22 protein-coding genes and 1 other RNA gene are annotated in these 22,323 nt (G+C 72.0%); 12 read left to right on the top strand and 11 right to left on the bottom strand.

The genetic code is table 11. The features are described 5' to 3' along the window. Positions 1-191: 191 nt before the first annotated feature. From ACIBJG_RS06260 to ACIBJG_RS06270, 3 genes are read right to left on the bottom strand one after another with little or no spacing between them, the layout of a single operon-like run. On the bottom strand, positions 192-1,382 hold the full coding sequence (locus tag ACIBJG_RS06260; RefSeq protein ID WP_399304439.1) for a sensor histidine kinase: 1,191 nt from the start codon (positions 1,380-1,382) through the stop codon (positions 192-194). 11 nt (positions 1,383-1,393) lie between these two features. Beyond that, complete coding sequence (locus ACIBJG_RS06265) at positions 1,394-2,116, bottom strand: ABC transporter permease (RefSeq protein ID WP_399304442.1); 723 nt, start codon at positions 2,114-2,116, stop codon at positions 1,394-1,396. After that, positions 2,116-3,060 carry an ABC transporter ATP-binding protein gene (locus ACIBJG_RS06270; protein WP_399304444.1) on the bottom strand — a complete coding sequence of 315 codons (945 nt, stop codon included), beginning with the start codon at positions 3,058-3,060 and terminating at the stop codon, positions 2,116-2,118. Before ACIBJG_RS06270 ends, ACIBJG_RS06265 begins: the two co-directional genes overlap by 1 nt. 286 nt (positions 3,061-3,346) lie before the next feature. On the opposite strand from ACIBJG_RS06270, the gene ACIBJG_RS06275 reads away from it, so the two are divergent. From ACIBJG_RS06275 to ACIBJG_RS06285, 3 genes are all read left to right on the top strand, one after another. Then, a complete protein-coding gene (locus ACIBJG_RS06275; protein WP_399304446.1) occupies positions 3,347-4,219 on the top strand; it encodes a MaoC/PaaZ C-terminal domain-containing protein in 873 nt (290 codons plus the stop codon). A gap of 76 nt (positions 4,220-4,295) precedes the next feature. Next, complete coding sequence (locus ACIBJG_RS06280; RefSeq protein ID WP_399304448.1) at positions 4,296-5,372, top strand: Zn-dependent alcohol dehydrogenase; 1,077 nt, start codon at positions 4,296-4,298, stop codon at positions 5,370-5,372. Between the two features lie 40 nt (positions 5,373-5,412). After that, positions 5,413-6,354 (top strand): 3-oxoacyl-ACP reductase, encoded by a 942-nt coding sequence (locus tag ACIBJG_RS06285; RefSeq protein WP_399304451.1) that lies wholly within the window; start codon positions 5,413-5,415, stop codon positions 6,352-6,354. A gap of 381 nt (positions 6,355-6,735) precedes the next feature. Here ACIBJG_RS06285 and ACIBJG_RS06290 read toward each other — a convergent pair whose 3' ends face one another. Beyond that, a complete protein-coding gene (locus tag ACIBJG_RS06290; RefSeq protein ID WP_399304453.1) occupies positions 6,736-8,112 on the bottom strand; it encodes a hypothetical protein in 1,377 nt (458 codons plus the stop codon). Between the two features lie 212 nt (positions 8,113-8,324). On the opposite strand from ACIBJG_RS06290, the gene ACIBJG_RS06295 reads away from it, so the two are divergent. The 4 genes from ACIBJG_RS06295 to ACIBJG_RS06310 all read left to right on the top strand — a co-directional run bounded on the left by ACIBJG_RS06295 (position 8,325) and on the right by ACIBJG_RS06310 (position 12,305). After that, complete coding sequence (locus ACIBJG_RS06295; RefSeq protein ID WP_399304455.1) at positions 8,325-9,362, top strand: ABC transporter substrate-binding protein; 1,038 nt, start codon at positions 8,325-8,327, stop codon at positions 9,360-9,362. A 110-nt stretch (positions 9,363-9,472) separates the two neighbouring features. Continuing rightward, entirely contained in the window at positions 9,473-10,309 is an 837-nt protein-coding gene (locus tag ACIBJG_RS06300) for a Nif3-like dinuclear metal center hexameric protein (RefSeq protein WP_399304457.1), read from the top strand. Then, positions 10,306-11,049 (top strand): zinc ribbon domain-containing protein, encoded by a 744-nt coding sequence (locus ACIBJG_RS06305; protein WP_399304539.1) that lies wholly within the window; start codon positions 10,306-10,308, stop codon positions 11,047-11,049. The genes ACIBJG_RS06300 and ACIBJG_RS06305 overlap by 4 nt, the downstream gene beginning before the upstream one ends. Then, positions 11,049-12,305 (top strand): bifunctional RNase H/acid phosphatase, encoded by a 1,257-nt coding sequence (locus tag ACIBJG_RS06310; RefSeq protein WP_399304459.1) that lies wholly within the window; start codon positions 11,049-11,051, stop codon positions 12,303-12,305. Before ACIBJG_RS06305 ends, ACIBJG_RS06310 begins: the two co-directional genes overlap by 1 nt. A 185-nt stretch (positions 12,306-12,490) precedes the next feature. Here the strand turns inward: ACIBJG_RS06310 and eda are convergent, their stop codons facing one another. After that, a complete protein-coding gene (gene eda / locus ACIBJG_RS06315) occupies positions 12,491-13,111 on the bottom strand; it encodes a bifunctional 4-hydroxy-2-oxoglutarate aldolase/2-dehydro-3-deoxy-phosphogluconate aldolase (RefSeq protein ID WP_399304461.1) in 621 nt (206 codons plus the stop codon). Positions 13,112-13,185: 74 nt separating this feature from the next. Further along, positions 13,186-13,986: a peroxide stress protein YaaA gene (gene yaaA, locus ACIBJG_RS06320; RefSeq protein WP_399304463.1), complete on the bottom strand. Its 801-nt coding sequence runs from the start codon at positions 13,984-13,986 to the stop codon at positions 13,186-13,188. 171 nt (positions 13,987-14,157) lie between these two features. Between yaaA and ACIBJG_RS06325 the strand changes: the two genes are divergently transcribed. Continuing rightward, on the top strand, positions 14,158-15,579 hold the full coding sequence (locus ACIBJG_RS06325) for an RNB domain-containing ribonuclease (protein ID WP_399304541.1): 1,422 nt from the start codon (positions 14,158-14,160) through the stop codon (positions 15,577-15,579). On the opposite strand, the gene ACIBJG_RS06330 is transcribed toward ACIBJG_RS06325, so the two are convergent. The 3 genes from ACIBJG_RS06330 to ACIBJG_RS06340 form a co-directional block, all read right to left on the bottom strand. Next, positions 15,530-16,390: a hypothetical protein gene (locus ACIBJG_RS06330; RefSeq protein ID WP_399304465.1), complete on the bottom strand. Its 861-nt coding sequence runs from the start codon at positions 16,388-16,390 to the stop codon at positions 15,530-15,532. The two genes, ACIBJG_RS06325 and ACIBJG_RS06330, sit on opposite strands and share 50 nt — an antisense overlap. Next, positions 16,387-17,133 carry a MerR family transcriptional regulator gene (locus ACIBJG_RS06335; RefSeq protein WP_399304467.1) on the bottom strand — a complete coding sequence of 249 codons (747 nt, stop codon included), beginning with the start codon at positions 17,131-17,133 and terminating at the stop codon, positions 16,387-16,389. Before ACIBJG_RS06335 ends, ACIBJG_RS06330 begins: the two co-directional genes overlap by 4 nt. A gap of 356 nt (positions 17,134-17,489) precedes the next feature. Beyond that, the gene (locus ACIBJG_RS06340) at positions 17,490-18,392 is read right to left on the bottom strand and encodes an oxidoreductase (protein WP_399304469.1); all 903 of its coding nucleotides are present in this window, start codon (positions 18,390-18,392) and stop codon (positions 17,490-17,492) included. A 62-nt stretch (positions 18,393-18,454) separates the two neighbouring features. On the opposite strand from ACIBJG_RS06340, the gene ACIBJG_RS06345 reads away from it, so the two are divergent. The 4 genes from ACIBJG_RS06345 (at position 18,455) to rnpB (ending at position 20,999) form a co-directional block, all read left to right on the top strand. Further along, the gene (locus ACIBJG_RS06345) at positions 18,455-19,054 is read left to right on the top strand and encodes a TetR/AcrR family transcriptional regulator (protein WP_399304471.1); all 600 of its coding nucleotides are present in this window, start codon (positions 18,455-18,457) and stop codon (positions 19,052-19,054) included. 269 nt (positions 19,055-19,323) lie between these two features. Further along, positions 19,324-19,851 (top strand): TetR/AcrR family transcriptional regulator, encoded by a 528-nt coding sequence (locus ACIBJG_RS06350; RefSeq protein WP_399304473.1) that lies wholly within the window; start codon positions 19,324-19,326, stop codon positions 19,849-19,851. A gap of 115 nt (positions 19,852-19,966) precedes the next feature. After that, entirely contained in the window at positions 19,967-20,536 is a 570-nt protein-coding gene (locus ACIBJG_RS06355; RefSeq protein WP_399304543.1) for a Uma2 family endonuclease, read from the top strand. Between the two features lie 61 nt (positions 20,537-20,597). Next, an RNA gene (rnpB, locus tag ACIBJG_RS06360) (RNase P RNA component class A) lies at positions 20,598-20,999 on the top strand. Between the two features lie 39 nt (positions 21,000-21,038). Here rnpB and ACIBJG_RS06365 read toward each other — a convergent pair. Next, a complete protein-coding gene (locus ACIBJG_RS06365) occupies positions 21,039-21,416 on the bottom strand; it encodes a VOC family protein (protein ID WP_399304475.1) in 378 nt (125 codons plus the stop codon). Between the two features lie 132 nt (positions 21,417-21,548). Beyond that, positions 21,549-22,211 carry a ScbR family autoregulator-binding transcription factor gene (locus tag ACIBJG_RS06370; RefSeq protein WP_399304477.1) on the bottom strand — a complete coding sequence of 221 codons (663 nt, stop codon included), beginning with the start codon at positions 22,209-22,211 and terminating at the stop codon, positions 21,549-21,551. Positions 22,212-22,323: the final 112 nt, after the last annotated feature.

The raw sequence follows: 22,323 nt of genomic DNA on the forward strand, positions 1-22,323 counted from the left end.
ACACACTCCCGCAGTGCGCGGACCTGGCCGGCGGCCTTCCTTCGGGCCGGGCGCTCCGAGGAGCACCCGCCCCAGGTCCTTCAGCTGTGGGCGTCGGTCGTTCGACGTGCCCGTCCACGTGCAACCGATCAGCGGATCCCGATCGTGCCCGGCGCGGTGGGGCTACGCTGTGGCGCTGGTCTTGTCACCGTTCAGCCGTCACCGGCCGCACCGCCTTCCGGCGCCCCTGGCACATCCGCAGGGAGTTCCGCCGTCACCACGAAGCCGCCTGACGTTCCGGGCCCCGCTTCCAGCGAGCCGCCGGCCACCGTGAGGCGTTCGGTGAGGCCCTTCAGGCCGGTGCCGCCGATGCCCGGGGTGGGCGGGGCGGCCGTCGTCCGGCCGTCGTCGGTGACCGTCAGGCGGACCCGGCCGGAGGCGCCCTCGACGACGAACGCGCAGGTGGTCGCGGTGGAGTGGCGGACGACGTTGGTGACGGCCTCCCGCACCACCCAGCCCAGCAGCGCCTCCGTCTGCGGCGCGAGCGGGGGGCCCGAGCGGCGGACGGACGGTTCGATTCCGGCGGCGGTCAGCGCGGACCTGGCCCCGTCGAGTTCGGTGGCCAGGCTGCCCTCGCGATAGCCGGAGACCGCCTCGCGGATCTCGGTGAGCGCCTGGCGGCCGACGGACTCGATGTCGGCGACCTGGGAGAGCGCGGCATCCATGTCGCGCGGTGCGAGCCTGCGCGCGGCCTCCGACTTGACGACGATCACCGAGAGCGTGTGGCCCAGCAGGTCGTGCAGATCGCGGGAGAAGCGCAGCCGCTCCTTCTCGACCGCGGTACGGGCCAGCTCCTGCCGGGTGTCGCGCAGCTCCATCACGGTCTCCGACAGCGTGAGGATCGCGGCCGTCACCGCACCCGAGATGAACGTCCCGTAGCCCAGCGTCCAGGGCGTCGGCCCGCCGTCCTCGCGCCACACGGAGATCAGACACGCGGACACGGCGAGGCCGAGCAGCCCGACGGCGAGCAGTCGGTGGCGCAGGATCGTTCCGCACGCCAGCGAGAGCAGCGGGAAGAAGAGCAGCCAGCTGCCTCCGTAGCCGATCGCCAGACCGAAGGTGACGACGGTCATCGCGCCCAGCAGGACGTAGGACACCGGGCTCTCGCGCTTCTCCTTGACGAATCCGCGGAACACCACGGAGATGTAGAGGGAGTTGAAGGCGAGCAGCCCGAGGCCGCCGATCCACGGGCTGGGGGTCTCGCCCTGGAACAGGTTGGAGAAGGAGCCGAGGCCCATCAGGAGCCAGGGCATCAGGGCGTACGGCCCCGGCGGGCCGGGGCGGCGCCCCTCCTCGCGCAGCCGGCGCCGTTCCTTCCGGGCTGCTCTTCCGTTCCTGGACATGTTCACTCCCGTCACACGGTCCTCGCGGACCGACGGTACGAGATCACGGCGTACGTGCCGAACAGCAGGAGCCACGCGCAGAGTACGCCGACGGTCGTGGCGCCGGGCGCATGGCCGTCGGTGGTCGCCCAGCCGAGGTCGGCGAAGCGGTTGGCGGGGGTGAACCTGCCGATGGAGCGCAGCCACCCGGGAAGCAGTTCCAGCGGGAACCACAGCCCGCCGACGACGCCGAATCCCATCAGGCACGCGACGTTGACGACTCCGGTGCCCTGCGGGGTGAGCCGGTAGCCGTTGCCCAGGCCGAGCAGGGTGAAGGGCAGTGCGCCGATCCAGAGCAGCAGGACCAGGGCGGCCCACTGCCAGGCGGCCATCCGCACGCCGTTGAGCAGTCCGCCGGCCAGCAGCACCGTCAGGATCGTCGGCAGCACGGTCACCGAACCGCTGATCGCCCGGCCCACGACCGCGTGGGTGGGGGAGAGCGGGGTGATCCGCAACTGCTGGAGCCAGCCCAGGGACTTGTCGGACGCGACGCCCGTCCCGATCGCCATGGCCGAGCCGAGCGCCCCGTACGCGGCCATGCCGACCATCGAGGCGGTCTTCCAGCCGTCGACGCCCCCGCCGCCGCCGATGTTCGTGAAGATCAGGTACATCATCACGGGCATCCCGGCACCGAAGATCAGGAAGGTGCTGTCGCGCAGGGTGCGGCGGATCTCGAGCACGATGTAGTGGAACATCAGACGGACTCCTTCGCGGAAAGGGGGGCGCCGGCGGCCGGCGCGGTGAGGGAGAGGAAGGCGGCCTCCAGCGTCGCCAGGGACACCTGGAGGCCCCGGACCAGACCGAGCCGGGCGAGCTCCACCACGGTGGCGTCCGAGTCGGTGGTGTGCAGCACCGCCCGGTCGCCGGTCACCTCGACGGTCACGACGCCGGGCAGCAGCTCCAGCCCCTCGGTGGACCGGCCCGCCAGGTCGAAGGAGACCTGGCTGTGGCCGGCCGCGGCCTTGATGGCCTCGCCGCTGCCGTCCGCGACGATCCGGCCGCGGTCGATGACGACGATCCGGTCGGCGTTCTCGTCGGCCTCCTCCAGGTAGTGGGTGGAGAAGAGCACGGTGTTGCCGCGCCGGGCATAGGCCCGCATGGAGTCCCAGAAGGCGCGCCGCCCCTCCACGTCCAGGGCGGCGGTCGGCTCGTCCAGCACGATCAGCTCCGGATTCCCGGCCAGGGCGACGGCGAACCGGACCCGCTGGGTCTGGCCGCCGGAGAGCTTGTCGATGCGCCGGTTCGCGTACTCCGCCACGCCCGCCAGGGCCAGCGCCTCGGCGACCGGCATCGGCTTCGGGTAGGTGGAGGCGACGAAGGTGATCAGCTCGCGGACGGTGACCCGCTGGATGGGCCGCCCGTCCTGCAGCATGGCCCCGACCAGGCCCGCCCGTACGGCCTGTTCGGGGGTGCGGCCCAGCACCCGTACGCTGCCCGCGTCCGGCTCGTTCAGCCCGAGCAGCAGGCTGATCGCGGTGGACTTTCCCGCGCCGTTGCGGCCGAGCAGCGCGACCGTCTCGCCCCGCTCGACGGTCAGTCCGATCCCGTTCACGGCCCGCACGCTCTGGCCGGCCCGTCCGAAGGTCTTCACCGCCCCGGTGAAGACCACCGCGGCCCCGTTCCCCGTTGTCTGCGTCATGCATACGACGCTACGGAGCCCGAACGCGCCGCGGCAGATGCTCATGTACGGACTCGGCGATGACAAATGTCATGGCCCGCGACGGAGGGTGAAATGGCTGCGCCGCAATGAATCTGACGAGACGTCAGGAGTCTTCACAAGTGCTGGGCGCTGCGTTATACATAGGGCCAACCGGCTAGAACGCGTTCTAGAACGGGCGTGGTCTCCGGTCCCCGCACGACCTCGGTGCGGCCGACGGTGCGGACGGCCGCACCGAGGTCTTTCACCGTCGAGGAGCAGCTTCCCCATGCCCATTGATGCCGAAAAAGCTCTCGCTGCCGAACCCCGGACCAGCCGGATCAGCTGGGACCACAAGGACGTCCAGCTCTACCACCTCGGGATCGGCGCCGGCGCCCGCCCCGATCTGGCCGACCCCGCCGTCGACCCCGGCGAGCTGCGCTACACGCTGGAGTCCCGGCTCCAGGTGCTGCCCTCCTTCGCCACGGTCGCGGGCGCGGGAACGGCCATGGCCGGCGGCCTCTCCGCACCCGGTGTCGACATCGACCTCGCGGCCGTCCTGCACGGCGGGCAGAGCGTACGCGTGCACCGGCCGGTCCCGGTGAAGGGCAGTGCCGCAGTGGCCTCGAAGGTCGCCGCGGTGTACGACAAGGTCAAGGCGGCCGTGCTGGTGCTGCGTACCGAGGCCGCCGACGACGACGGCCCGCTGTGGACCAGCGACTCCCAGATCTTCGTGCGCGGCGAGGGCGGATTCGGTGGCGAGCGCGGCCCGTCCGAGCGCGTGGCCTACCCCGCCGTCGCCCCCGACCACGTCGTGGAACGGCCGGTCCGCCCCGACCAGGCGCTGCTGTACCGCCTCTCCGGGGACTGGAACCCGCTCCACGCCGACCCGGACTTCGCGGCGCGGGCCGGCTTCGCCCGGCCGATCCTGCACGGACTGTGCACCTACGGCATGACGCTCAAGGCCGTCACCGACACGGTGCTCGGCGGCGATGCGACCCGTATCCGCTCCTACCGCACCCGGTTCACCGGGGTCGTCTTCCCCGGCGAGACCCTCCGCATCGAGATGTGGACCGCCGAGAACCAGGTGCGGGTCGAGGTGAAGGCCGTGGAGCGGGACAACGCCACGGTCCTCGGCGACACCTTCGTCGAGCACTCCTGAATCTTCGTCGACTACTCCTGAACCAGTATCCGAACCCACTCCACAAGCACCGCAGGCCCGTGAGGGGAGCCGCACCATGCGCGCAGCCGTACTGCACGAGATAGGCCAGGACAAGCTCGAAGTACTCGACGACGTCGAGGCGGTGGGCTTCGGCCCCGGCAAGGTCAGGCTCCGCATCCGGGCCACCGGGCTGTGCCACTCCGATGTCTCCGCGATGAGCGGGGTGCTGCCGCAGCCCGCCCCCTTCATCCCCGGCCACGAGGGCGCCGGCGAGGTCGTCGACGTCGGTGACGGGGTGACCGGGCTGAGCGCGGGGGACCGGGTGCTGGTCTGCTGGCTGCCGGCCTGCGGCACCTGTCCGGCCTGCAAGCGCGGCCAGACCCACCTGTGCCTCGCGGGTTTCATGAACGCGGGCACCCCCAACTTCAAGCGCCCGGGCGGAGATGTCTTCGGCTTCGCCGGCACCGGCACCTTCACCGAGGAGGTCGTCGTCGGCGCGGGCTGTGCGGTGCCGATCCCCGACGACGTGCCGTTCGAGATCGCCGCGCTGATCGGCTGCGGGGTCACCACCGGCCTCGGCGCCGCCATCAACACCGCGCAGGTGGAGGCCGGTTCGTCGGTCGCCGTGATCGGCTGCGGCGGTGTCGGCATCTCCACCATCCAGGGCGCCAGGGTGCAGGGCGCCGCCCAGATCGTCGCCGTGGACCCGGTGGCCTCCCGGCGCGAGGCGGCGCTGCGGTTCGGCGCGACCGAGGCGGTCTCGCCCGACGAGTTCGCCGACGCCAAGCAGCGGATCACCGCGGGCGAGGGCTTCGACTACGTCTTCGAGGTCGTCGGCAAGTCCGCCACGGCCCGCACCGCGTACGAGCAGACCCGGCGCGGCGGCACCCTCTGCATCGTCGGCGCGGGCGCCATGGACGACAACTTCCAGGTCAACATGTTCGAGCTGTTCTTCGACGAGAAGCGGATCCTGCCCTCCATGTACGGAGGCGGGGACGTGCTCCGGTCGTACGAGCGGGCCATCGCGCTCTGGCGGGCCGGCCGCATCGACCTGGAGTCGATGATCACCCACCGGGTGCGGCTCGACGGCATCAACGACGCCCTCGACCAGATGCGGACCGGCGAGTCGCTGCGTACCTGCATCGAACTCTGACCCACCGCCCCGCCCCCTCCCGAGAGGACCCCGAGAACCGATGTCACTTCCCCTGGACGGACTGTCCGCGATCGTCACCGGAGCCGGCCGCGGCCTCGGCCGGGCCGAAGCGCTGGAACTGGCGCGGCTCGGCGCGGCCGTCGTCGTCAACGACTACGGACAGCCCGGCCGCGACGGTTCGGGCGAGGCGTCCGCCGCCCCGGCCGAGGAGGTCGCCGAGGAGATCCGCACCGCCGGCGGCCGGGCGGTCGCCCACCTCGGCGACGTCTCCGACCACGAGCAGGCCCGCGCCCTGGTGGCGCTGGCCGTCGAGACGTACGGCCGGCTCGACGTCCTCGTCAACAACGCGGGCATCCTGCGCGACCGGATGATCTTCTCGATGACCGAGGACGAATGGGACTCGGTCCTGCGGGTGCACCTCAAGGGCCACTTCAACACCACGCACTTCGCCGCCGCGCACTGGCGGACGAGGTCCAAGGAGTCGGGCGGCCCGGTCTACGGCCGGATCATCAACACCTCCTCGGAGGCCTTCCTGGCCGGCTCGGCGGGCCAGCCCAACTACGCGGCCGCCAAGGGCGGCATCGTCGGGCTGACCACCTCCACCGCGCTGGCGCTGGCCAAGTACGGCGTCACCGCCAACGCCATCTGCCCGCGCGCCCGGACGCGGATGACCGAGGACGTCTTCGCGGGCTTCCAGGAACCGCAGGACGGGCGGCTCGACGCGCTGGCACCCGAGCACGTCTCGCCGCTCGTCGGCTATCTGGCCTCCCCGGCGGCCGCCAAGGTCAACGGGCAGCTGCTCGTGGTGCACGGCGGGATGGTCGCGATCGTCGAACGCCCCAGGGTGGCGGCGAAGTTCGACGCGGCGAAGGAGACGTTCTCGTTCGACGAGCTGGACGAGCTGATCTCCCCGTACTACGCGGACCGGCCGCCGAACGAGACGTTCGCGGCGGCGGAGGTGCTCGGCCTCAAGCGCGGCTGACCGTCGTCCCGACGCGAACAGGGGAGGGCCCCCGTAGCCGGCCGGCTACGGGGGCCCTCCCCTCCCTCGTTGCATTTCCTGGGCGGTCAGGCCGCCCTGCTGCCACCTTCCGAGGGGCGGCGGTGACGGCCGAGCGGTTGAGCCGCCGAGTCGTCCCTCGCCACACCCCCTCGGTGCTTTCCGGAGCCGCCGGCTTCGGCCCGTCGCGCGTCCGCCCCCGGCGGACGCGTCTGGGTCGTGTCGGATCGCGCCTCAGACATCTGGGAAGTCACCCCGTTGTGATCGCTTACGTGTTGGTCTGCGGGGCCCTCGCACCACCGCCCGGGAACGGTCACCGTCGGCGACCGCGGTGCGCGGTTGCGTGAGATCCCCGGCTCAACTCTAGTCAGGTGTCGTGCGCCCCACGAGAGGCGCCTGCCCCAGTGGAACAGGTCTGCACACAGGAGGAGGCACCAAAGCGGCGGACGGTTGCCTACCACTTTCCGCGCAGCCCGCCGGGGCCGCCTCCGGGGCCACGCCTCCGGTCGGCTCCATGTCCGCTAGGGCCGTCAGGAACGCCCTCGGCTCCATGTCCGCCGGGGCCGTCAGGAAAGCCACCGCGCAGGCCGTGTCCCCGTTCGCGTACGGCAGTTTGAGCACGCCGTCCCGTGACCAGAGCCCGCTGCCGGCCTGCCAGCCCTCGGGCGCGGCGAGCTGGTGCAGCCGACGGCCCGACGGGCGCCAGATCCCCACCCAGCTGCCGGCCGCCCCGTCGATCCGCAGGGCCACCGCGCAGCTCTCCGGCATCAGCATCTGCCCCGGCTGCACGGCGAACGGCGTCACGGCGACGTCCGGCAGCCGCAGGCACTCCGGGAAGCGCACCGGCAGACAGCTGCCCAGCACCCCCCAGCCGAGCCGGTCGTGCCCCGGCGCGTCGGAGCGGATCAGCAGCAGACCGCTGTCCGGATCGGCGAGCAGCAGGCGGTCGTTGCTGCCCGGTGCGATCTGGAGCAGGGGCGTCATCTCGGCGCCGCGCCCCAGGTCCACCGCGACCGCCTTCACCGGGCCGCCGCCCGCCGGTTCCCGGTCCAGGGCCAGCAGTCGGCCCGCCCGGTCCAGCCAGACCCCGCCGGAGCAGTGCCCCGGCAGGTCCGCGACGTGTTCCGGCCCGAACGCGCCACCCGCCACCAGCCAGAGCCCGGTGGAGTACGCACCGGCCGACAGGGCGTACGCGCTGACGCCGTCCGGTGATGGCGGCAGCAGGGTCAGCTCGTCGCATTCGACGGCGCCCAGCGGGAGTTCGCCGGTGCCGGGCCCGGTCGGGTAGAGCAGCGAGAAGGTGTGGCGGCCGGCGACCCGGCGCCGGATCAGGACCCGGCCGTCGGCGAGCGGCAGTACCTGGGAGTCGGCCTCCTCCGGCTGGTCCAGCGGGAGCGGCACGGCATACGGCTCGGGGCCGTCCAGCGTCCAGCGCTCCGCGTACCAGGGGCCTCGGCGGCCCGCTTCCGTCCCGGCGGCGTTGCCGCGGGGGGCCGTGAGCCGCGCCGCGTAGGCGCCGTCGGCGGTGAGCGTGAACGCGGGCAGGACCGTTTCGCCAGGTCCCTGTTCCACCGACTCCGGTTCGTCAGGGCCGTGCTCCACCGGCTCCGGCGGACCTGTCACGCCCCCGGCCGGATCCGGTGCCTCCTCGGCTCCGTCCGGCTCGTCGGACTCCGGCTCCACCGTCTCTCCGGTTACGGCCGCCTCAGCGGACCCGTCCTCGATGGCACAGGCAGTCATCGACTCGTCACCTCCGGCAACCGAAGCTAGTTTTCGCACTTGCTGCCGAACAACACGAGCCACGTCACTTCACACATAAGGGTGACAATGCCCGGATTCACCTGAGAAGGCAGAGGTGGTTGTGCTCTGGGGGGTGAGGGCGCCCAAGGACGGCTGGTCTAAGGTTAGGCATTCCTAAGTGTTACCTGTGGAACCCTCGACTGGAGCAAGTGATGTCCCTTCGTCGCCGCGGCACCGCCGCAGTCGGCCTGGCCGTAGCGGCCGCCCTGTCCCTCTCGGCCTGCGGGAGCGGCGACGACGGCGCCACCAGCAAGCCCGAGGCCGGCGGTGACAAGAAGGCCGCCGTCGCGACGGGTGGCAAGGACTTCGGTGACGCGGCGAAGAAGACCGCGGAGTACGGCACGGACGCCCCGGCGGGCACGTTCCCCCGTACCGTCACGCACGCCATGGGCAAGACCGAACTCAAGGCGGCCCCGAAGCGGGTCGTCGTGCTCGACGTCGGCGAGTTCGACAACGTCGTCTCGCTCGGCGTGAAGCCGGTGGGCTACGCACCGTCCGAGGGCGACGCGGCGATCCCGTCCTACCTGAAGAAGGACGCGGGCGACCCCAAGAACGTCGGCACGATCAACAACCTCAACCTCGAGGCGATCGCCGGACTCAAGCCCGACCTGATCCTCGGCAGCCAGCTGCGCGCCGCGGACAAGTACGACGAGCTGTCCAAGATCGCGCCGACCGTGTTCTCCATCCGCCCGGGCTTCACCTGGAAGGAGAACTACCTCCTCAACGCCGCGGCGCTCGACAGGACCGCCAAGGCGAAGTCGGCGCTCGGCGCCTACGAGGCGAACGCGAAGAAGCTCGGCGAGGACATCGGCCCGAAGAAGCCGACCATCTCCATGGTCCGCTACCTGCCGGACAAGATCCGCCTCTACGCCAAGGCCTCCTTCATCGGCACCGTCCTCGACGACGCCGGCCTGCCGCGGCCCAAGAACCAGCAGATCAACGAGCTCGCGGCGGAGATCAGCCCGGAGAAGATCGACGAGGCGGACGCCGACTGGATCTTCACCGGTGTGTACGGCGCCGTGAAGGCGACGAAGCGCGACACCACCCAGGCCAACCCGCTGTGGAAGAACCTGAAGGCCGTCAAGGAGGGCCGGGCGAAGAACGTCTCCGACGAGACCTGGTACCTCGGCCTCGGCGTCACGGCCGCGAACCTGGTCCTGGACGACCTGCGCGCCGACCTCGTGAAGTAGCCGCACGGCACAGCGACGCGAAGTAACGATTCATGACCGTCCGCGGTCCGTCCCCACGGGTCGCGGCGGCCATGGCCTGCGGGGCACGGAGGCCAGGTAGCCTTTCCTCCGTGCCCCGTCTGTCTGAAGTCATCTCCGAGCTCGACGCTCTCTGGCCGCCCGAGCGGGCCGAAGGATGGGATGCGGTCGGCACCGTCTGCGGTGATCCGGACGCCGAGGTCACCCGGGTGCTTTTCGCCGTGGACCCCGTCCAGGCGATCGCGGACGAGGCGCTGGAGCTCGGCGCCCAGCTGATCGTCACCCACCACCCGCTCTATCTGCGCGGTACGACGACCGTCGCGGCCGGCACCTTCAAGGGCCGGGTCGTGCACACCCTCATCAAGCACGACATCGCGCTGCACGTGGCCCACACCAACGCGGACTCCGCGGACCCCGGCGTCTCGGACGCCCTGGCCGGCGCCCTCGACCTGCGCGTCGAGCGGCCCCTCGTCCCGGACCCCACGGACCCCGCAGGCCGCCGCGGCCTCGGCCGGATCTGCACGCTCGACCACCCCGAGACCCTCGGCGCGTTCGCCGCCCGTGCCGCCGCCCGGCTGCCCGCCACCGCGCAGGGCATCCGCCTCGCCGGCGACCCGGAGGCCCTCGTGCGGACCGTCGCGGTGAGCGGCGGATCGGGCGACAGCCTCTTCGACGCGGTGCGCGCCGCGGGCGTGGACGCCTTCCTTACCGCCGACCTGCGCCACCACCCGGCCTCCGAGGCCGTCCAGCACTCGTCGCTCGGCCTGGTCGATGCCGCACACTGGGCCACCGAGTGGCCGTGGTGCGAGCAGGCCGCCACGCAGCTCGACGCGATTTCCGACCGCCACGGATGGGACCTGCGGGTCCATGTCTCGAAGCAGGTCACCGACCCCTGGACCACCCACCACTCTTCTGGAGCCCCCAACTGAACGCCGCGCCCGCCGACCAGATCCGACTCCTCGACGTCCAGGCCCTCGACCAGCGTCTCTCCCAGCTTGCGCACCGGCGCAACTCCCTGCCCGAGCACGCCGAGATCGAGTCGCTCACGGCCGACCTCGCCCAGCTCCGTGACCTCCTCGTCGCCTCGACGACCGAGGAGAGCGACACCGCCCGCGAGCAGACCAAGGCGGAGCACGACGTCGACCAGGTGCGCCAGCGCGCCGCCCGCGACCAGCAGCGCCTGGACTCCGGCGCGGTCACCTCGCCCAAGGACCTGGAGAGCCTCCAGCGCGAGATCGTCTCCCTCGCCAAGCGCCAGGGCGACCTGGAGGACGTCGTCCTCGAAGTCATGGAGCGCCGCGAGTCCGCGCAGGAGCGGGTCACCGAGCTGACCGACCGGGTCGCCGCCGTGCAGGCCAAGGTCGACGACGCCACCGCCCGCCGGGACGCGGCGACCCAGGAGATCGACACGGAGACCGCGACGGTCACCAAGGAGCGCGAGGTCGTCGCCGGTTCCGTCCCCGCGGACCTGCTCAAGCTGTACGACAAGCTCCGCGCCCAGCAGGGCGGGGTGGGCGCCGCCCGCCTCTACCAGCGCCGCTGCGAGGGCTGCCGTCTCGAGCTCAACATCACCGAGGTCAACGACGTGAAGGCCGCGTCCCGCGACACGGTGCTGCGCTGCGAGAACTGCCACCGCATCCTGGTCCGCACCGCGGACTCGGGCCTGTAATGACGCAGCCGCGCCGGTTCGTCGTCGAGGCCGACGGCGGCTCCCGGGGCAACCCGGGACCCGCCGGTTACGGCGCGGTCGTCATCGACCCGGCGACGGGGGAGACCCTGGCCGAGGCCGCGGAGTACATCGGCGTCGCGACGAACAACGTCGCCGAATACAAGGGCCTCATCGCCGGACTCCGCGCCGTGCGCGCGCTGCTGCCGGACGGCCCGGCGGACGACGGTCCGCAGGTCCGTGTCCGGATGGACTCCAAGCTGGTCGTGGAACAGATGTCGGGCCGCTGGAAGATCAAGCACCCCGACATGAAGCCGCTCGCGGCCGAGGCGGCGAGCATCCTGCCGGCCTCCGCCGTCACCTACGAGTGGATCCCGCGGGCGCAGAACAAGCACGCGGACCGGCTCGCCAACGAGGCGATGGACGCGGGCAAGCGCGGCAAGCAGTGGGAGCCGTCCTCCTCGACGGCCGGCCTCGACACCCCGAGGTCCTCGGTGGCCGCCGCCCTGCCGCCGGTCTCCGGACCGCCCGGCGACGCGGCGGCCGGTGCGGCCAGGGCCAGAGCGGCGCTGAACCGTCCCGCTCCCGCCGCCACGGACACCCCGCCGGTCGGCTGGGGCGCAGCCCCGGACCTCGGCGCGCCCGCCACCTTTGTGCTGCTCCGCCACGGCGAGACCGCACTCACCCCCCAGAAGCGGTTCTCCGGCAGCGGCGGCACCGACCCCGAGCTCTCCGCCGCCGGCCGCGGACAGGCCGAGCACGCCGCCGACGCCTTCGCCGCCCGGGGGACGATCCAGGAGATCGTCAGCTCCCCGCTGCGCCGCTGCCGCGAGACGGCCGGTGCCGTCGCGGCTCGGCTGGGGCTGGAGGTCCGGATCGAGGAAGGGCTGCGTGAGACGGACTTCGGTGCCTGGGAAGGCCTGACGTTCGGCGAGGTCAGGGAGCGGTACGGCGCCGATCTGGACGCCTGGCTCGCCTCCGCGAAGGCAGCCCCCACCGGGGGCGGCGAGAGCTTCGCCGAGGTCGCCCTCCGCGTCGCAGCCACCCGCGACCGCCTCATCACCCGCTACGCCGGCCGCACGGTCCTCGTGGTCACCCACGTCACGCCCATCAAGACCCTCGTCCGGCTGGCGCTCGGCGCACCGCCCCAGGCGCTGTTCCGCATGGAGCTCTCGGCGGCGTCCGTGTCGGCCGTGGCCTACTACGCGGACGGCAACGCCTCCGTACGGCTGCTGAACGACACGTCCCACCTGCGGTAAGGCGCTACGGACAGCACTCGGCCCCATCGGCGGGGGGAGTCCGATGGGGCCGAGGCGGTTCCGGGAGGCCGGGGGATTGCCTGCCGGAACCCGGGTCACCCGGAGTCCGGGTCACGTGTCCCTGAAGGGACTCGTGCCCCGGCTGCCGGGGAGCATGCGCGCGAAACCGCGCCACTTCGCAGAAATCAGCCGCGCAACGCCGCCGCCTCGGCGGCCAGCCGCTCCACCCGGGCCCAGTCCCTGGCCGCCACCGCGTCGCCGGGGACCATCCAACTGCCGCCCACGCAACCGACGTTCGGCAGGGCGAGGTAGGACGGCGCCGAGGCGAGGGAGATTCCGCCGGTCGGGCAGAACCTGGCCTGGGGGAGCGGGGCGGAGAGGGCCTTCAGATACGCCGTGCCGCCCGCCGCCTCCGCTGGGAAGAACTTCATCTCGGTGACCCCGCGCTCCAGCAGCGCGACCACCTCGGACGTCGTCGAGACACCCGGAAGGAACGGCACCCCCGACGCCTTCATCGCGTCCAGCAGTGCGTCCGTCCAGCCGGGGCTCACCAGGAACCGGGCGCCCGCGGCCACGGTGTCGGAGACGTTCCGCGCCGAGATCACCGTGCCCGCGCCGACCACCGCGTCCGCGACCTCCGCCGCGATCGCCTTGATGGCGTCCAGCGCGGCAGCGGTCCGCAGTGTCACCTCGATCGCCGGGAGCCCGCCCGCGACCAGGGCCCGGGCGAGCGGCACCGCGTCGCCGGCGTCCTCCAGCACGACGACGGGCACGACGGGGGCAAGGTCCAGTACGGAGGAGGTCATGACCCCATCCTGCACCGCGCACCGCACCGTACGCAACGAACGTTGCGCAGGGTGCAACGGCTGGCCGGCCGGGCTCAGTGGATCTCGGTCACCACGACATCGAGCTCCCATGTCCGCCCGGGCCGTGCGGGGGCCTCGGCCTCCACCACATACCCCAGGTCCCGCAGGGCCGTCACCAGCTCCGCCGGATCCTTCGGCCGGGCTCCCGCCTGCAGCAGGTCGCGGACCATCCGCCCCTTCGTCGCCTTGTTGAAGTGGCTGACCACCGACCGCTTCTCCACCCCGCCCACCAGCTGGGAGTGCAGCACCCGCACGCTCGCCGTGCGCTCCGCCACCGCACCCTTCGGCTTCCACGCCGCGGTGTACGCGGACGACCTCAGGTCCAGCACCGGTCCGTCCCCGGCCGCCTCCGGCATGACCTCCGCCATCGGCGTGCGCCAGAACGCCCCGAGAGCGCCGAGCCCGGGCAGCTTCACGCCCATCGCGCAGCGGTACGGCGGAATCCGGTCGCCCACCCGCACCGCACCCCACAGCCCGGAGAAGACCAGCAGTGACTTCCCGGCCAGGCGGCGGGCGGCCGTGTCCAGGGACGCCAGGTCCAGCGCGTCGTACAGCACCCCGGTGTAGAGCTCGCCGGCCGGACGCGCGCCCGCGGTCCGCAGCTCGACGTTCTTCGCGATCTCGCCGCGCAGCCCCTCGCTGAGCCCCAGCACCACGCGGGCCTTCTCCTCGTCCGCCGCGCACAGCTCCACCAGCCCGTCCAGCACGGCGGCCCGCGCCCCCGCCAGCCCCGGCAGCGAGAGCGACTCGGGCTTCAGGGGTGCTCCGCGCCCCGAGGCGGCCTTTCCTTCGGAGGGCGGCAACAGCACGAGCACGGCGGTTCTCCTTCGTACGTACGGAAAAGGGGCCCCGGCCTGCTCACGCAACCCTGGTAACAACCCCTCGCGCCAGCGTACGGGGAACGGGCGACCGCCCCCTCCGCCACCCGGGATGCCGCCCGCACCGCCCCGTCCTACGCTCGGTCCATGCCCCGCCGCCAGCTCCACATGACCGGCGCAGCCGACACCCCGCTGCGGGCGGCCCTGCGCGACCTGCGCACCGAGCTCGGACTCACCGACGGCTTCCCGGCCGACGTGCTCGCCGAAGCCGCCGACGCGGCGCGCGACCCGGTGCTCTCCGGGCACGAGGACGCCACGGATCTGCCGTTCCTCACCATCGACCCGCCCGCCTCCACGGACCTCGACCAGGCGATGCACCTGGAACGCCGGCCCCACGGCTTCCGCGTGCACTACGCCATCGCCGACGTCGCCGCCTTCGTCCGCCCCGGCGGCGCCCTCGACACCGAGGCCCACCGCCGGGTGACCACCCTCTACTTCCCCGACGGCAAGGTGCCGCTGCACCCCGAATCGCTCTCCGAGGGCGCCGCCAGCCTCCTGCCCGGCGAGACCCGCCCCGCCGTGCTCTGGGAGATCGACCTCGACGCCGAGGGCCGCGCCGTCACCACCCGGGTGCGCCGGGCCCTCGTGCGCAGCCGCGCCAAACTCGACTACGCGGGCGTGCAGCGGCAGATCGACGCGGGCACCGCCGAGGAACCCCTCGCCCTGCTCAAGGACATCGGCACCCTGCGCGAGGAACAGGAGATCGCCCGCGGCGGCATCTCCCTCGACGTGCCCGAACAGGAGATCGTCGAGCGCGACGGGGCGTACGGCCTCGAATACCGCGCCCCGCTGCCCGCCGACGGCTGGAACGCCCAGATCTCGCTCCTCACCGGCATGGCCGCGGCCCGGCTGATGAAGGAATCCGGCACCGGCATCCTGCGTACGCTCCCGGTCGCCCCCGACGGCGCCGTGGCCCGCCTGCGCCGCTCGGCCGAGGCCCTGCACATCGACTGGCCGCACCACGTCCCGTACGCGCAGGTCGTCCGCTCGCTCGACCCGAGGAAGACCAACCACGCGGCCTTCCTCCAGGACTGCACCACGCTGCTGCGCGGCGCCGGCTACACCGTCTTCGAGCACGGCGAACTGCCCACCCCGGCCGTGCACGCCGCCGTCGCCGACCTGTACACCCACTGCACCGCGCCGCTGCGCCGCCTCGTCGACCGGTACGCGTCCGAACTCTGCGTCGCGGCCGCCGCGGACCATGAGCCGCCCGAATGGGTCCTGACCGCACTCCCCGGCCTGCCCAAGGAGATGGCGGAAGGGACCAGGCGCGCCAACACGGTGGAGCGCGAGTGCGTCGACCTCGTCGAGGCGGCGCTGCTCAAGGACCGGGTCGGTGCGGTCTTCGACGCGTACGTGGTGGACGTGAAGGAGCGAGAGCCGACGACCGGCACCGTCCACATCGACGACCCGGCGATCGTCGCCCGCATCGAGGGCGGCACGGCCGAACTCCCCCTGGGGCAACGGCTGCGGGTCCGGCTCACCCAGGCAGATCCGGGATCGTCGAAGGTGCTGTTCGCCCCCGCGTGAGCGCGGCCACGGCAGCGCGCGGATCATCGGCGTGGAACCGGACCGCGAGAGCCTGCCCGCGCCTGCCGAGCGGCCGTACGAAGCCCAGCGGCTCGGTCAGCTCGACCGTCACCGTCGTCTGGCCGCCGACCGCGAGATCGAGTACCCCGTCCGGGGCGAGCTGTACCAACCGGCCTTCGGGGAAGCGTCGTTCGACCCGCGCGGCGGCGATCGACGCGGCCGGCACCCGCAGATCGAACAGTGCCCCGTAGCGAATGCGCAGCGAACCGTCCGGGCCCACGACATGCGGGCGGGCCACACAGGCGGCGTGCAGGGCGAGCACCAGCAGCACCCCGTACACATCCAGCACGAGCAGAATCCGGTGCACGACCGGCCAGGGGATCAGCAGGGCCAGCATCACCGTCTCCACCACCGAGACGAAGACCAGGCCGTACATCATCGCGGTCTGCGGCCCGGTGTACGGGACGGGCAGCGCCCCCTCCGGCACGCCGTGACGCCGCCGCACCAACCACAGGCGCAGGCTGTGCAGAGCCCGCAGCTCATGCACGACGAGCCGGCGCACCGCCACCGGTACGACGGTCCGAAGCGCCGCACCCATCGCCTCCCGCCGCCCCGCACCCGCCCGGCGCCCCGCACGCCAGAGCCGCCCCAGGACGACGGCCTCCAGGACGAACGCGAGCAGGACCGCCCCCTCCGCACCGGCCAGCACCGCGCCGGGTATCCGCACGCCGGCCACCAGGCACACTCCCAGCGCCAGTTCGGCAGGCAGCACCGCCGCGGCCACGAGCCGCGCGCCCCGCACCCCTCTCATCCCCGCGTCCTCCCCGTCATCCGTTCCGTCAGCGCCACCATCACCCGGCGGACCACCTCGGCCTGCGCGGGCGCATAGTCCGCCAGCAGGGCCTCGCCGAACCCCGTCATCGCCGGCCCGTCGTCAGGGATCGCCGCCAGCACCTCGTCCGGCACGAGGGCGGCCATCCGGGCGGCCAGCGGTGCGACGCGCGGATCGTCCACGGGCGCCACGTCGAGCGCGTCCAGCTCCTCGTACAGCGAGAGCACGACCGGATCACCGGCCAGCGTCCGCAGCACGGTGTAGACCTCGCTGCTGCCGCCGCCCGCAGCATCCAGCAACGCCAGATGTTCCCGGTCCTTGGCGGCGGCGGGGGAGTCCGTGGCGGGCCCTGCGGCCAGCAGCTCGGCCAGCGCGGGCGACACGGGCCCGGCACCGGTCAGCGGCCCCTCCATCAACTGCGCCAGCCGCAGCCGCCGCTGCCGGATCTCCTGCTCCTGCCGCGCCAGGTCGCTGTCCAGCTCACGCAGTACGTCCCCGAGGGGACGCCCGGCGTCACCGGCGAGCACCTCCCGCACCTCGTCCAGGCCGAGCCCCAGCTCGGTGAGCCGCCGGATCCGGGCCAGGATCACGGCATCGCGCACGCTGTAGGAGCGGTAGCCGTTGGCCCGGCGGGCGGGCTCGGCCAGCAGGCCGATCTGGTGGTAGTGCCGCACGGCCCTGGGGGTGAGCCCGACGAGCGCGGCGATCTCTCCGATGCGCATGGGGCCAGTAGAAACCCTGACGCTGCGGCAAGGTCAAGGGCGCCGGGCCACGCACCACGACTCGCACCGCGTTGCCCCGGCCCACACGCCGCGAGAGCCGCCGATTCCTCCAGTCTCCCCTCGTCCGGAGGCTGACCGGGGCAGTGGGTGGCGGGTGTGGCGTCAGGGTCGGTGCGGCTGGGCGCCTCCGACGGCCACCGCGGTGCTGTTCAGCGCACTGCGCCCGGCCAACCCGGATGCCCCGCTGTGGAGTTCGACCGCGATCGCCATCGGGGCCGGCATCCTCCTCGGTGCCGCGTTCCTGTGGTGCCGGCTGCGTTTCACTATCGGGCGGGGAGTGTTGTCCGGGTGCGCGATCATGCGGCGCGCGCGTCCGCGGTCAGCGGGAACTCGGTGCCCGTGAGCCGTTCGGAGACCTCCCAGAGGCGCCTGGCGGTCTCGGGATCCTTTGTTCGAGTGGATGGCTCGGCAAGTGCGGCAGGGCCGCGCACGCCACCGAAGCGGCTCGGGCCGGCGAAGCTGCCGGCGGGGACATCACCGGTTGACGCCAGCAGGGTCGGGAGCGCGCCGCCTTGCGGGCCGTGCGCGAGGAGCGGCGTACTGATCGCCATGAGAGTGTCGAAGAGCCGGTTGCCACTGGTGATCCGGAACCCGGTCGACGCCCATCCGGGATGCGCGGCCGTGGCGATCACCGGTGCGCCGACCTCGGTGAGTCGGCGCTGCAGTTCGGATGTGAACAGCAGGTTGGCCAGCTTGGACTGGCCGTAGGCGCCGAAGGGGCGGTAGGGGCGCTGCTCCCACTGGAGGTCATCGAAGTCGATGTGCGCCGAACGGTGGGCGCTGGACGAGATCGTCACCACTCGGCCGGTGATGCGATCCAGGAGGAGGTTCGTCAGCGCGAAGTGGCCGAGGTGATTGACGCCGAGCTGGCTCTCGAAGCCGTCCCGCGTCTCCTGGCGAGTGGCGGTCATCGCTCCTGCGTTGTTCACGAGAACGTCGACCGGCTCGCGCAGGCCTTCGGCGAACTCTCGGATCGAGGCGAGCGAGGCCAGGTCGAGTGCGCGGACCTCGGCCTGGCCTCCGATGTCGCGTGCTGCCGCACGGCCCTTTGCCTGATCGCGGACGGCGAGGATCACACGCGCGCCCCGCACGGCGAGTGCCGAGGCGGCGGATTTCCCGATGCCGCCGGCCGCACCGGTGATCACGATGGTCCGGCCGGTCTGGTCAGGGATCTGCGACGGAGAAGAGAGAGTGGACATGGCGTCAATGTAGCCACTGGCTACTATGTTGTCAATGGAAACTACTCTGGTAGCCTGGCCGGATGACCTCGCCTCGTCCGTATCACCACGGCAACCTGCGTCAGGCGGTGCTGGATCGTGCTGCGATGAAGCTCCACGAGAAGGGGGCGGCAGAGCTCTCCCTTCGGGAGCTCACCGGGGAGATCGGAGTGAGTCATGCCGCGCCGCGCCGGTACTTCCCGGATCGCCAGGCGTTGCTCGACGCCCTCGCTGTCGAGGGGTTCGTGCGGCTCCGTGCGCGCCTGCGGGAAGCAGCCGCGACCGCGGGCGGGCTCGCGGAGCGGATCCGTTCGATCGCGGACGCCTACATCGGCTTCACGACCTCCGAGCCGAACCTGGCCGAGTTGATGTTCGCGCACAAGCACGGCGCAGGCGCGGAAGCCATAGCGCGCAGCGCCGTCGAGGCCTTCACGCCGATCCTCGACGTGTTCCAGCAAGCCCGGCCCGAGGACGTCCCCGGTGCGCAGGACGCGCAGCGGGCCGGTTTGGTCTTCCTCGCCACATTCCAGGGTCTTGCGGGCTTGATCAGCTGCGGGATCGTCCGGCCGCACCAGATCGACGATCTCATCGCCGACGCCGTCGCCCGGTTCGACGACCCGCACGTGCCCACGCGCGCGCAGTGATGCGCCGGGCCCATGTCGCTGGTGCGCCGTCACCGGTGGGCCACCGCGTTGAGGGAGGCAGCCTGCTTTGAGCTTCTCTGCTGACATCCTCGGAGCCGCCCGACAATGAGCGCGACGATCTCTCCGATGCGCAGGGGGCCAGTAGAAGCCCTGACGCTGCGGCAAGGTCAAGAATCCGTGCCCCGCACCCCGGTCCCCGCCGCGCCCCTCACCTCTCGTACGATCGCGCCTTCGGCCCACCCCGAGCCGGCAGGGAGAGGAGGACCGGGATGACCGACCCCGCGGCCCGGCCGGCCACCGACCGTGCCCGCCAGATCCTCGCTGCCGCGCGCACCCTGCTGGAGCGGGAGGGCCCGGACGCTCTCACGATGCGCCGCCTCGCCGGATGCGTGGGCATCACGGCGCCCTCGCTCTACAAACACTTCCCGGACAAGTCGTCCGTGGTGCACGCCCTGGCCGACGCGATGCTCCGGGAGACCGCCGACGCACTCGCAGCGGCCGAGGCCGCGGCCCCCGGCTCCTTCCGGGCCCTCGCCACCGCCTACCGCACCCACGCCCTGGCCCACCCCCACCTCTACCGCCTCACCACCGGGCACCGGCTTCCGCAGGACCTGGAGGAACGCGCCGCGGCCCCGCTCTTCCGCGCCCTGGCCGGCGACGAGGCACGCGTCAGGGCGGCGTGGGCCTTCGCCCACGGGATGGTCGTGATGGAGCTCAACGGCCGCTTCGCCACGGACGCCGACGTCGCGGCGGCCTGGGCTGCGGGGATCGCGGCCTTCGCTTCGGTCCGCCTCTGACAACGGCGTGCGGTCCTGTGCCACGATCGGGGGAAACACTCCCATCTCACGGACGGCGGATTCCCCGATGTCCCACTCTGGCGAGCGATCGAGGAAGGGGCGTGACATGTCTGCCATGCCGCACGAACCGCTCTCGCAGGCGGAAGTCCTGCTTGAGGGCTTCCTGGCGCTGGACACGCCGGAGGGCTTCCGGGCCGAGCTGATCGAGGGGGAGATTGTCGTGACGCCGCCGCCGGACGGGGATCATGAGGACTACATCGGCCTGATTCTTGAGCAGGTGATCACCCGTTCCCGTACCAAGATGCAGTTCTCCGGGAACAAGGGGCTGAAGCTGCGCAGTGGCGGGGGGTGCCCGAAGAACCACGCCATTCCCGATGGCACCTTCGCCCCCACCGAACTGCGCCTGTACCGCGGAGCGGATCCCTGGATGCCCTGTGAGGGGGTGGCCCTCGTCGTCGAGGTCACCTCGTCCAAGCCGGCCGCCGACCGTACGGGCAAGCGGCACTGCTACGCCCGGGGACCCGTTCCCCTCTACCTCCTGGTCGACCGCGAGCAGTCCTCGGTGACGCTGTTCAGCGATCCGCAAGGGGACGACTACCGCCAGCACTGCACGATTCCGTTCGGCAAGTCGATCCGCCTCCCGGCGCCCTTCGCGCTGGATCTGGAGACCGAGGCGTTCATCTGAGCCGCCCCCGCGCCCTGTCGGGCGGCCCCGGCCGGGCGGGTAGCATGGGCCCCACGGCAGACGAGCCGGGCGGACGGCCGCGTGAGGATCTTCGGACCCTCCCGAGGAACGTCCGGGCTCCACAGGGCAGGGTGATGGCTAACGGCCACCCGGGGTGACCCGCGGGACAGTGCCACAGAAAACAGACCGCCTGGGACTTCGGTCCCCGGTAAGGGTGAAACGGTGGTGTAAGAGACCACCAGCGTCTGAGGCGACTCAGGCGGCTAGGTAAACCCCACCCGGAGCAAGGTCAAGAGGAGCCGTCGCAAGACGGCTCTGCGCGAACGTTCGAGGGCGGCCCGCCCGAGTTCGCGGGTAGACCGCACGAGACCGGCAGCAATGCCGGTCCTAGATGGATGGCCGTCTCCCCGGCCGCCGCGAGGCGACCGGGCGACAGAACCCGGCGTACAGCCCGACTCGTCTGCCGCTCAGGCTCCCGCCCCTCGCGGGCGCGCCGCCCGGATCAACCGTGGCTCAGTACGTTGACGACCCGCCCGTTCGGATCGCGTACGAAGAAGCGGCGCACCCCCCACTCCTCGTCGGCCGGGCCGTACACGATCTCCGCGCCGTCGCGCACCACTGCCGCGTACACCGCGTCCACGTCCTCCACCTCGACACTCATGTCCGGGGTGACGGGTCCGGTCCGGTCGGTGGTCATGATGCTGACCTGGGCCGTGGGGTGGGTGGGCGAGGCGAGCGTCATGATCCAGCCCTGGTTCATGACCTCTTCGAAGCCCAGGAGCCCGTAGAACGCGGCGTTGGCCCGCATGGCTGCGGGATCGCTTCCGGTTTCGTCACCCGTGCCGGTCGGGATGTTGGGGACTACGCGGCGGACGGACATCGGCGGCTCCTGTCGGTGACTGGTGCTGAGCCATCGACCCTACGGAGCGGGCAGTCGTTCGTGGTGCTGCCACGGGCACCGGTTGCGGACCGTGCGGTCTGGTTCCGCGTGGCAAAGGGGTGCCGCAGGAGGTCAGTTGGGGGCGCCGGCCTGGCTCGGTACGGTTTCGAAGCTGCGGAGCAGACGCTCACCGCGATCTTCGGCCATATCCAGAGTGGCCAGAACGGCCGGCGTCGACATGCTCGGCAGTACGTAGTGCAGCAGGACCGAGATCCGCCGGCCCAGGTCCTCACGGTTGGACAGGACCTGGGACATCACCTGGATGCCCGAGAAGGACCCCGCCAGCATTTCGGCGGCCTCGCCCGGATCGACGTGCGGCAACAGCTCGCCCTGCCCCTTGGCGGCCACCAGAAGGTGTTCGAGCCGGTCTATCCAGCCGCGAAAGGGGGTGCCGCGGTCGAGGCCCTCCACGGCCTGGTCCATGGCCAGGCCGACGCTGGCGCGCACCAGTGGCTCATGGCGCAGACGGTAGGCGAGGAGCATGCCCTGGTCCACCAGTTCCTGCAGCTTCGTCAGCTGGGGCGGCAGCGGGTCGCTGTGCAGCTGTATGTCCATCACCCCGAGGGCGAGGTCCTCCTTGGAGGCGAAGTGGAAGTACAGCGCGCCCTTGGTCACCCCCGCACGCGCCAGGATCTCGCTGATGGTGGCGCTGCTGTAGCCGCGCTCGTCGAACACTTCGGCGGCCGCCACCAGGATCGACCGGCGGGTCTGGATCGCGCGCGCCTGCTGTGCCATCAGCTTCTCTCTAATGGTGGCGTGGTTGGTGCCACAGGGGGTTGGCTGGAAAGGAAAACCGGGCTGTCAGTATCTTACTGCGGGGCGGCTCGGCCCTTTGACTCGGATCCTC

The sequence above is a fragment of the Streptomyces sp. NPDC050422 genome (assembly GCF_044458665.1).
Taxonomy (GTDB): Bacteria; Actinomycetota; Actinomycetes; order Streptomycetales; family Streptomycetaceae; genus Streptomyces.

What these genes read in the sequence shown, in the direction of transcription:
- ACIBJG_RS06260 (WP_399304439.1), bottom strand. Translation starts at nt 1,382, where the DNA reads ATGTCCAGGAACGGAAGAGCAGCCCGGAAGGAACGGCGCCGGCTGCGC.
- ACIBJG_RS06265 (WP_399304442.1), bottom strand. Translation starts at nt 2,116, where the DNA reads ATGTTCCACTACATCGTGCTCGAGATCCGCCGCACCCTGCGCGACAGC.
- ACIBJG_RS06270 (WP_399304444.1), bottom strand. Translation starts at nt 3,060, where the DNA reads ATGACGCAGACAACGGGGAACGGGGCCGCGGTGGTCTTCACCGGGGCG.
- ACIBJG_RS06275 (WP_399304446.1), top strand. Translation starts at nt 3,347, where the DNA reads ATGCCCATTGATGCCGAAAAAGCTCTCGCTGCCGAACCCCGGACCAGC.
- ACIBJG_RS06280 (WP_399304448.1), top strand. Translation starts at nt 4,296, where the DNA reads ATGCGCGCAGCCGTACTGCACGAGATAGGCCAGGACAAGCTCGAAGTA.
- ACIBJG_RS06285 (WP_399304451.1), top strand. Translation starts at nt 5,413, where the DNA reads ATGTCACTTCCCCTGGACGGACTGTCCGCGATCGTCACCGGAGCCGGC.
- ACIBJG_RS06290 (WP_399304453.1), bottom strand. Translation starts at nt 8,112, where the DNA reads ATGACTGCCTGTGCCATCGAGGACGGGTCCGCTGAGGCGGCCGTAACC.
- ACIBJG_RS06295 (WP_399304455.1), top strand. Translation starts at nt 8,325, where the DNA reads ATGTCCCTTCGTCGCCGCGGCACCGCCGCAGTCGGCCTGGCCGTAGCG.
- ACIBJG_RS06310 (WP_399304459.1), top strand. Translation starts at nt 11,049, where the DNA reads ATGACGCAGCCGCGCCGGTTCGTCGTCGAGGCCGACGGCGGCTCCCGG.
- eda (WP_399304461.1), bottom strand. Translation starts at nt 13,111, where the DNA reads ATGACCTCCTCCGTACTGGACCTTGCCCCCGTCGTGCCCGTCGTCGTG.
- ACIBJG_RS06325 (WP_399304541.1), top strand. Translation starts at nt 14,158, where the DNA reads ATGACCGGCGCAGCCGACACCCCGCTGCGGGCGGCCCTGCGCGACCTG.
- ACIBJG_RS06330 (WP_399304465.1), bottom strand. Translation starts at nt 16,390, where the DNA reads ATGAGAGGGGTGCGGGGCGCGCGGCTCGTGGCCGCGGCGGTGCTGCCT.
- ACIBJG_RS06335 (WP_399304467.1), bottom strand. Translation starts at nt 17,133, where the DNA reads ATGCGCATCGGAGAGATCGCCGCGCTCGTCGGGCTCACCCCCAGGGCC.
- ACIBJG_RS06340 (WP_399304469.1), bottom strand. Translation starts at nt 18,392, where the DNA reads ATGTCCACTCTCTCTTCTCCGTCGCAGATCCCTGACCAGACCGGCCGG.
- ACIBJG_RS06345 (WP_399304471.1), top strand. Translation starts at nt 18,455, where the DNA reads ATGACCTCGCCTCGTCCGTATCACCACGGCAACCTGCGTCAGGCGGTG.
- ACIBJG_RS06350 (WP_399304473.1), top strand. Translation starts at nt 19,324, where the DNA reads ATGACCGACCCCGCGGCCCGGCCGGCCACCGACCGTGCCCGCCAGATC.
- ACIBJG_RS06355 (WP_399304543.1), top strand. Translation starts at nt 19,967, where the DNA reads ATGCCGCACGAACCGCTCTCGCAGGCGGAAGTCCTGCTTGAGGGCTTC.
- ACIBJG_RS06365 (WP_399304475.1), bottom strand. Translation starts at nt 21,416, where the DNA reads ATGTCCGTCCGCCGCGTAGTCCCCAACATCCCGACCGGCACGGGTGAC.
- ACIBJG_RS06370 (WP_399304477.1), bottom strand. Translation starts at nt 22,211, where the DNA reads ATGGCACAGCAGGCGCGCGCGATCCAGACCCGCCGGTCGATCCTGGTG.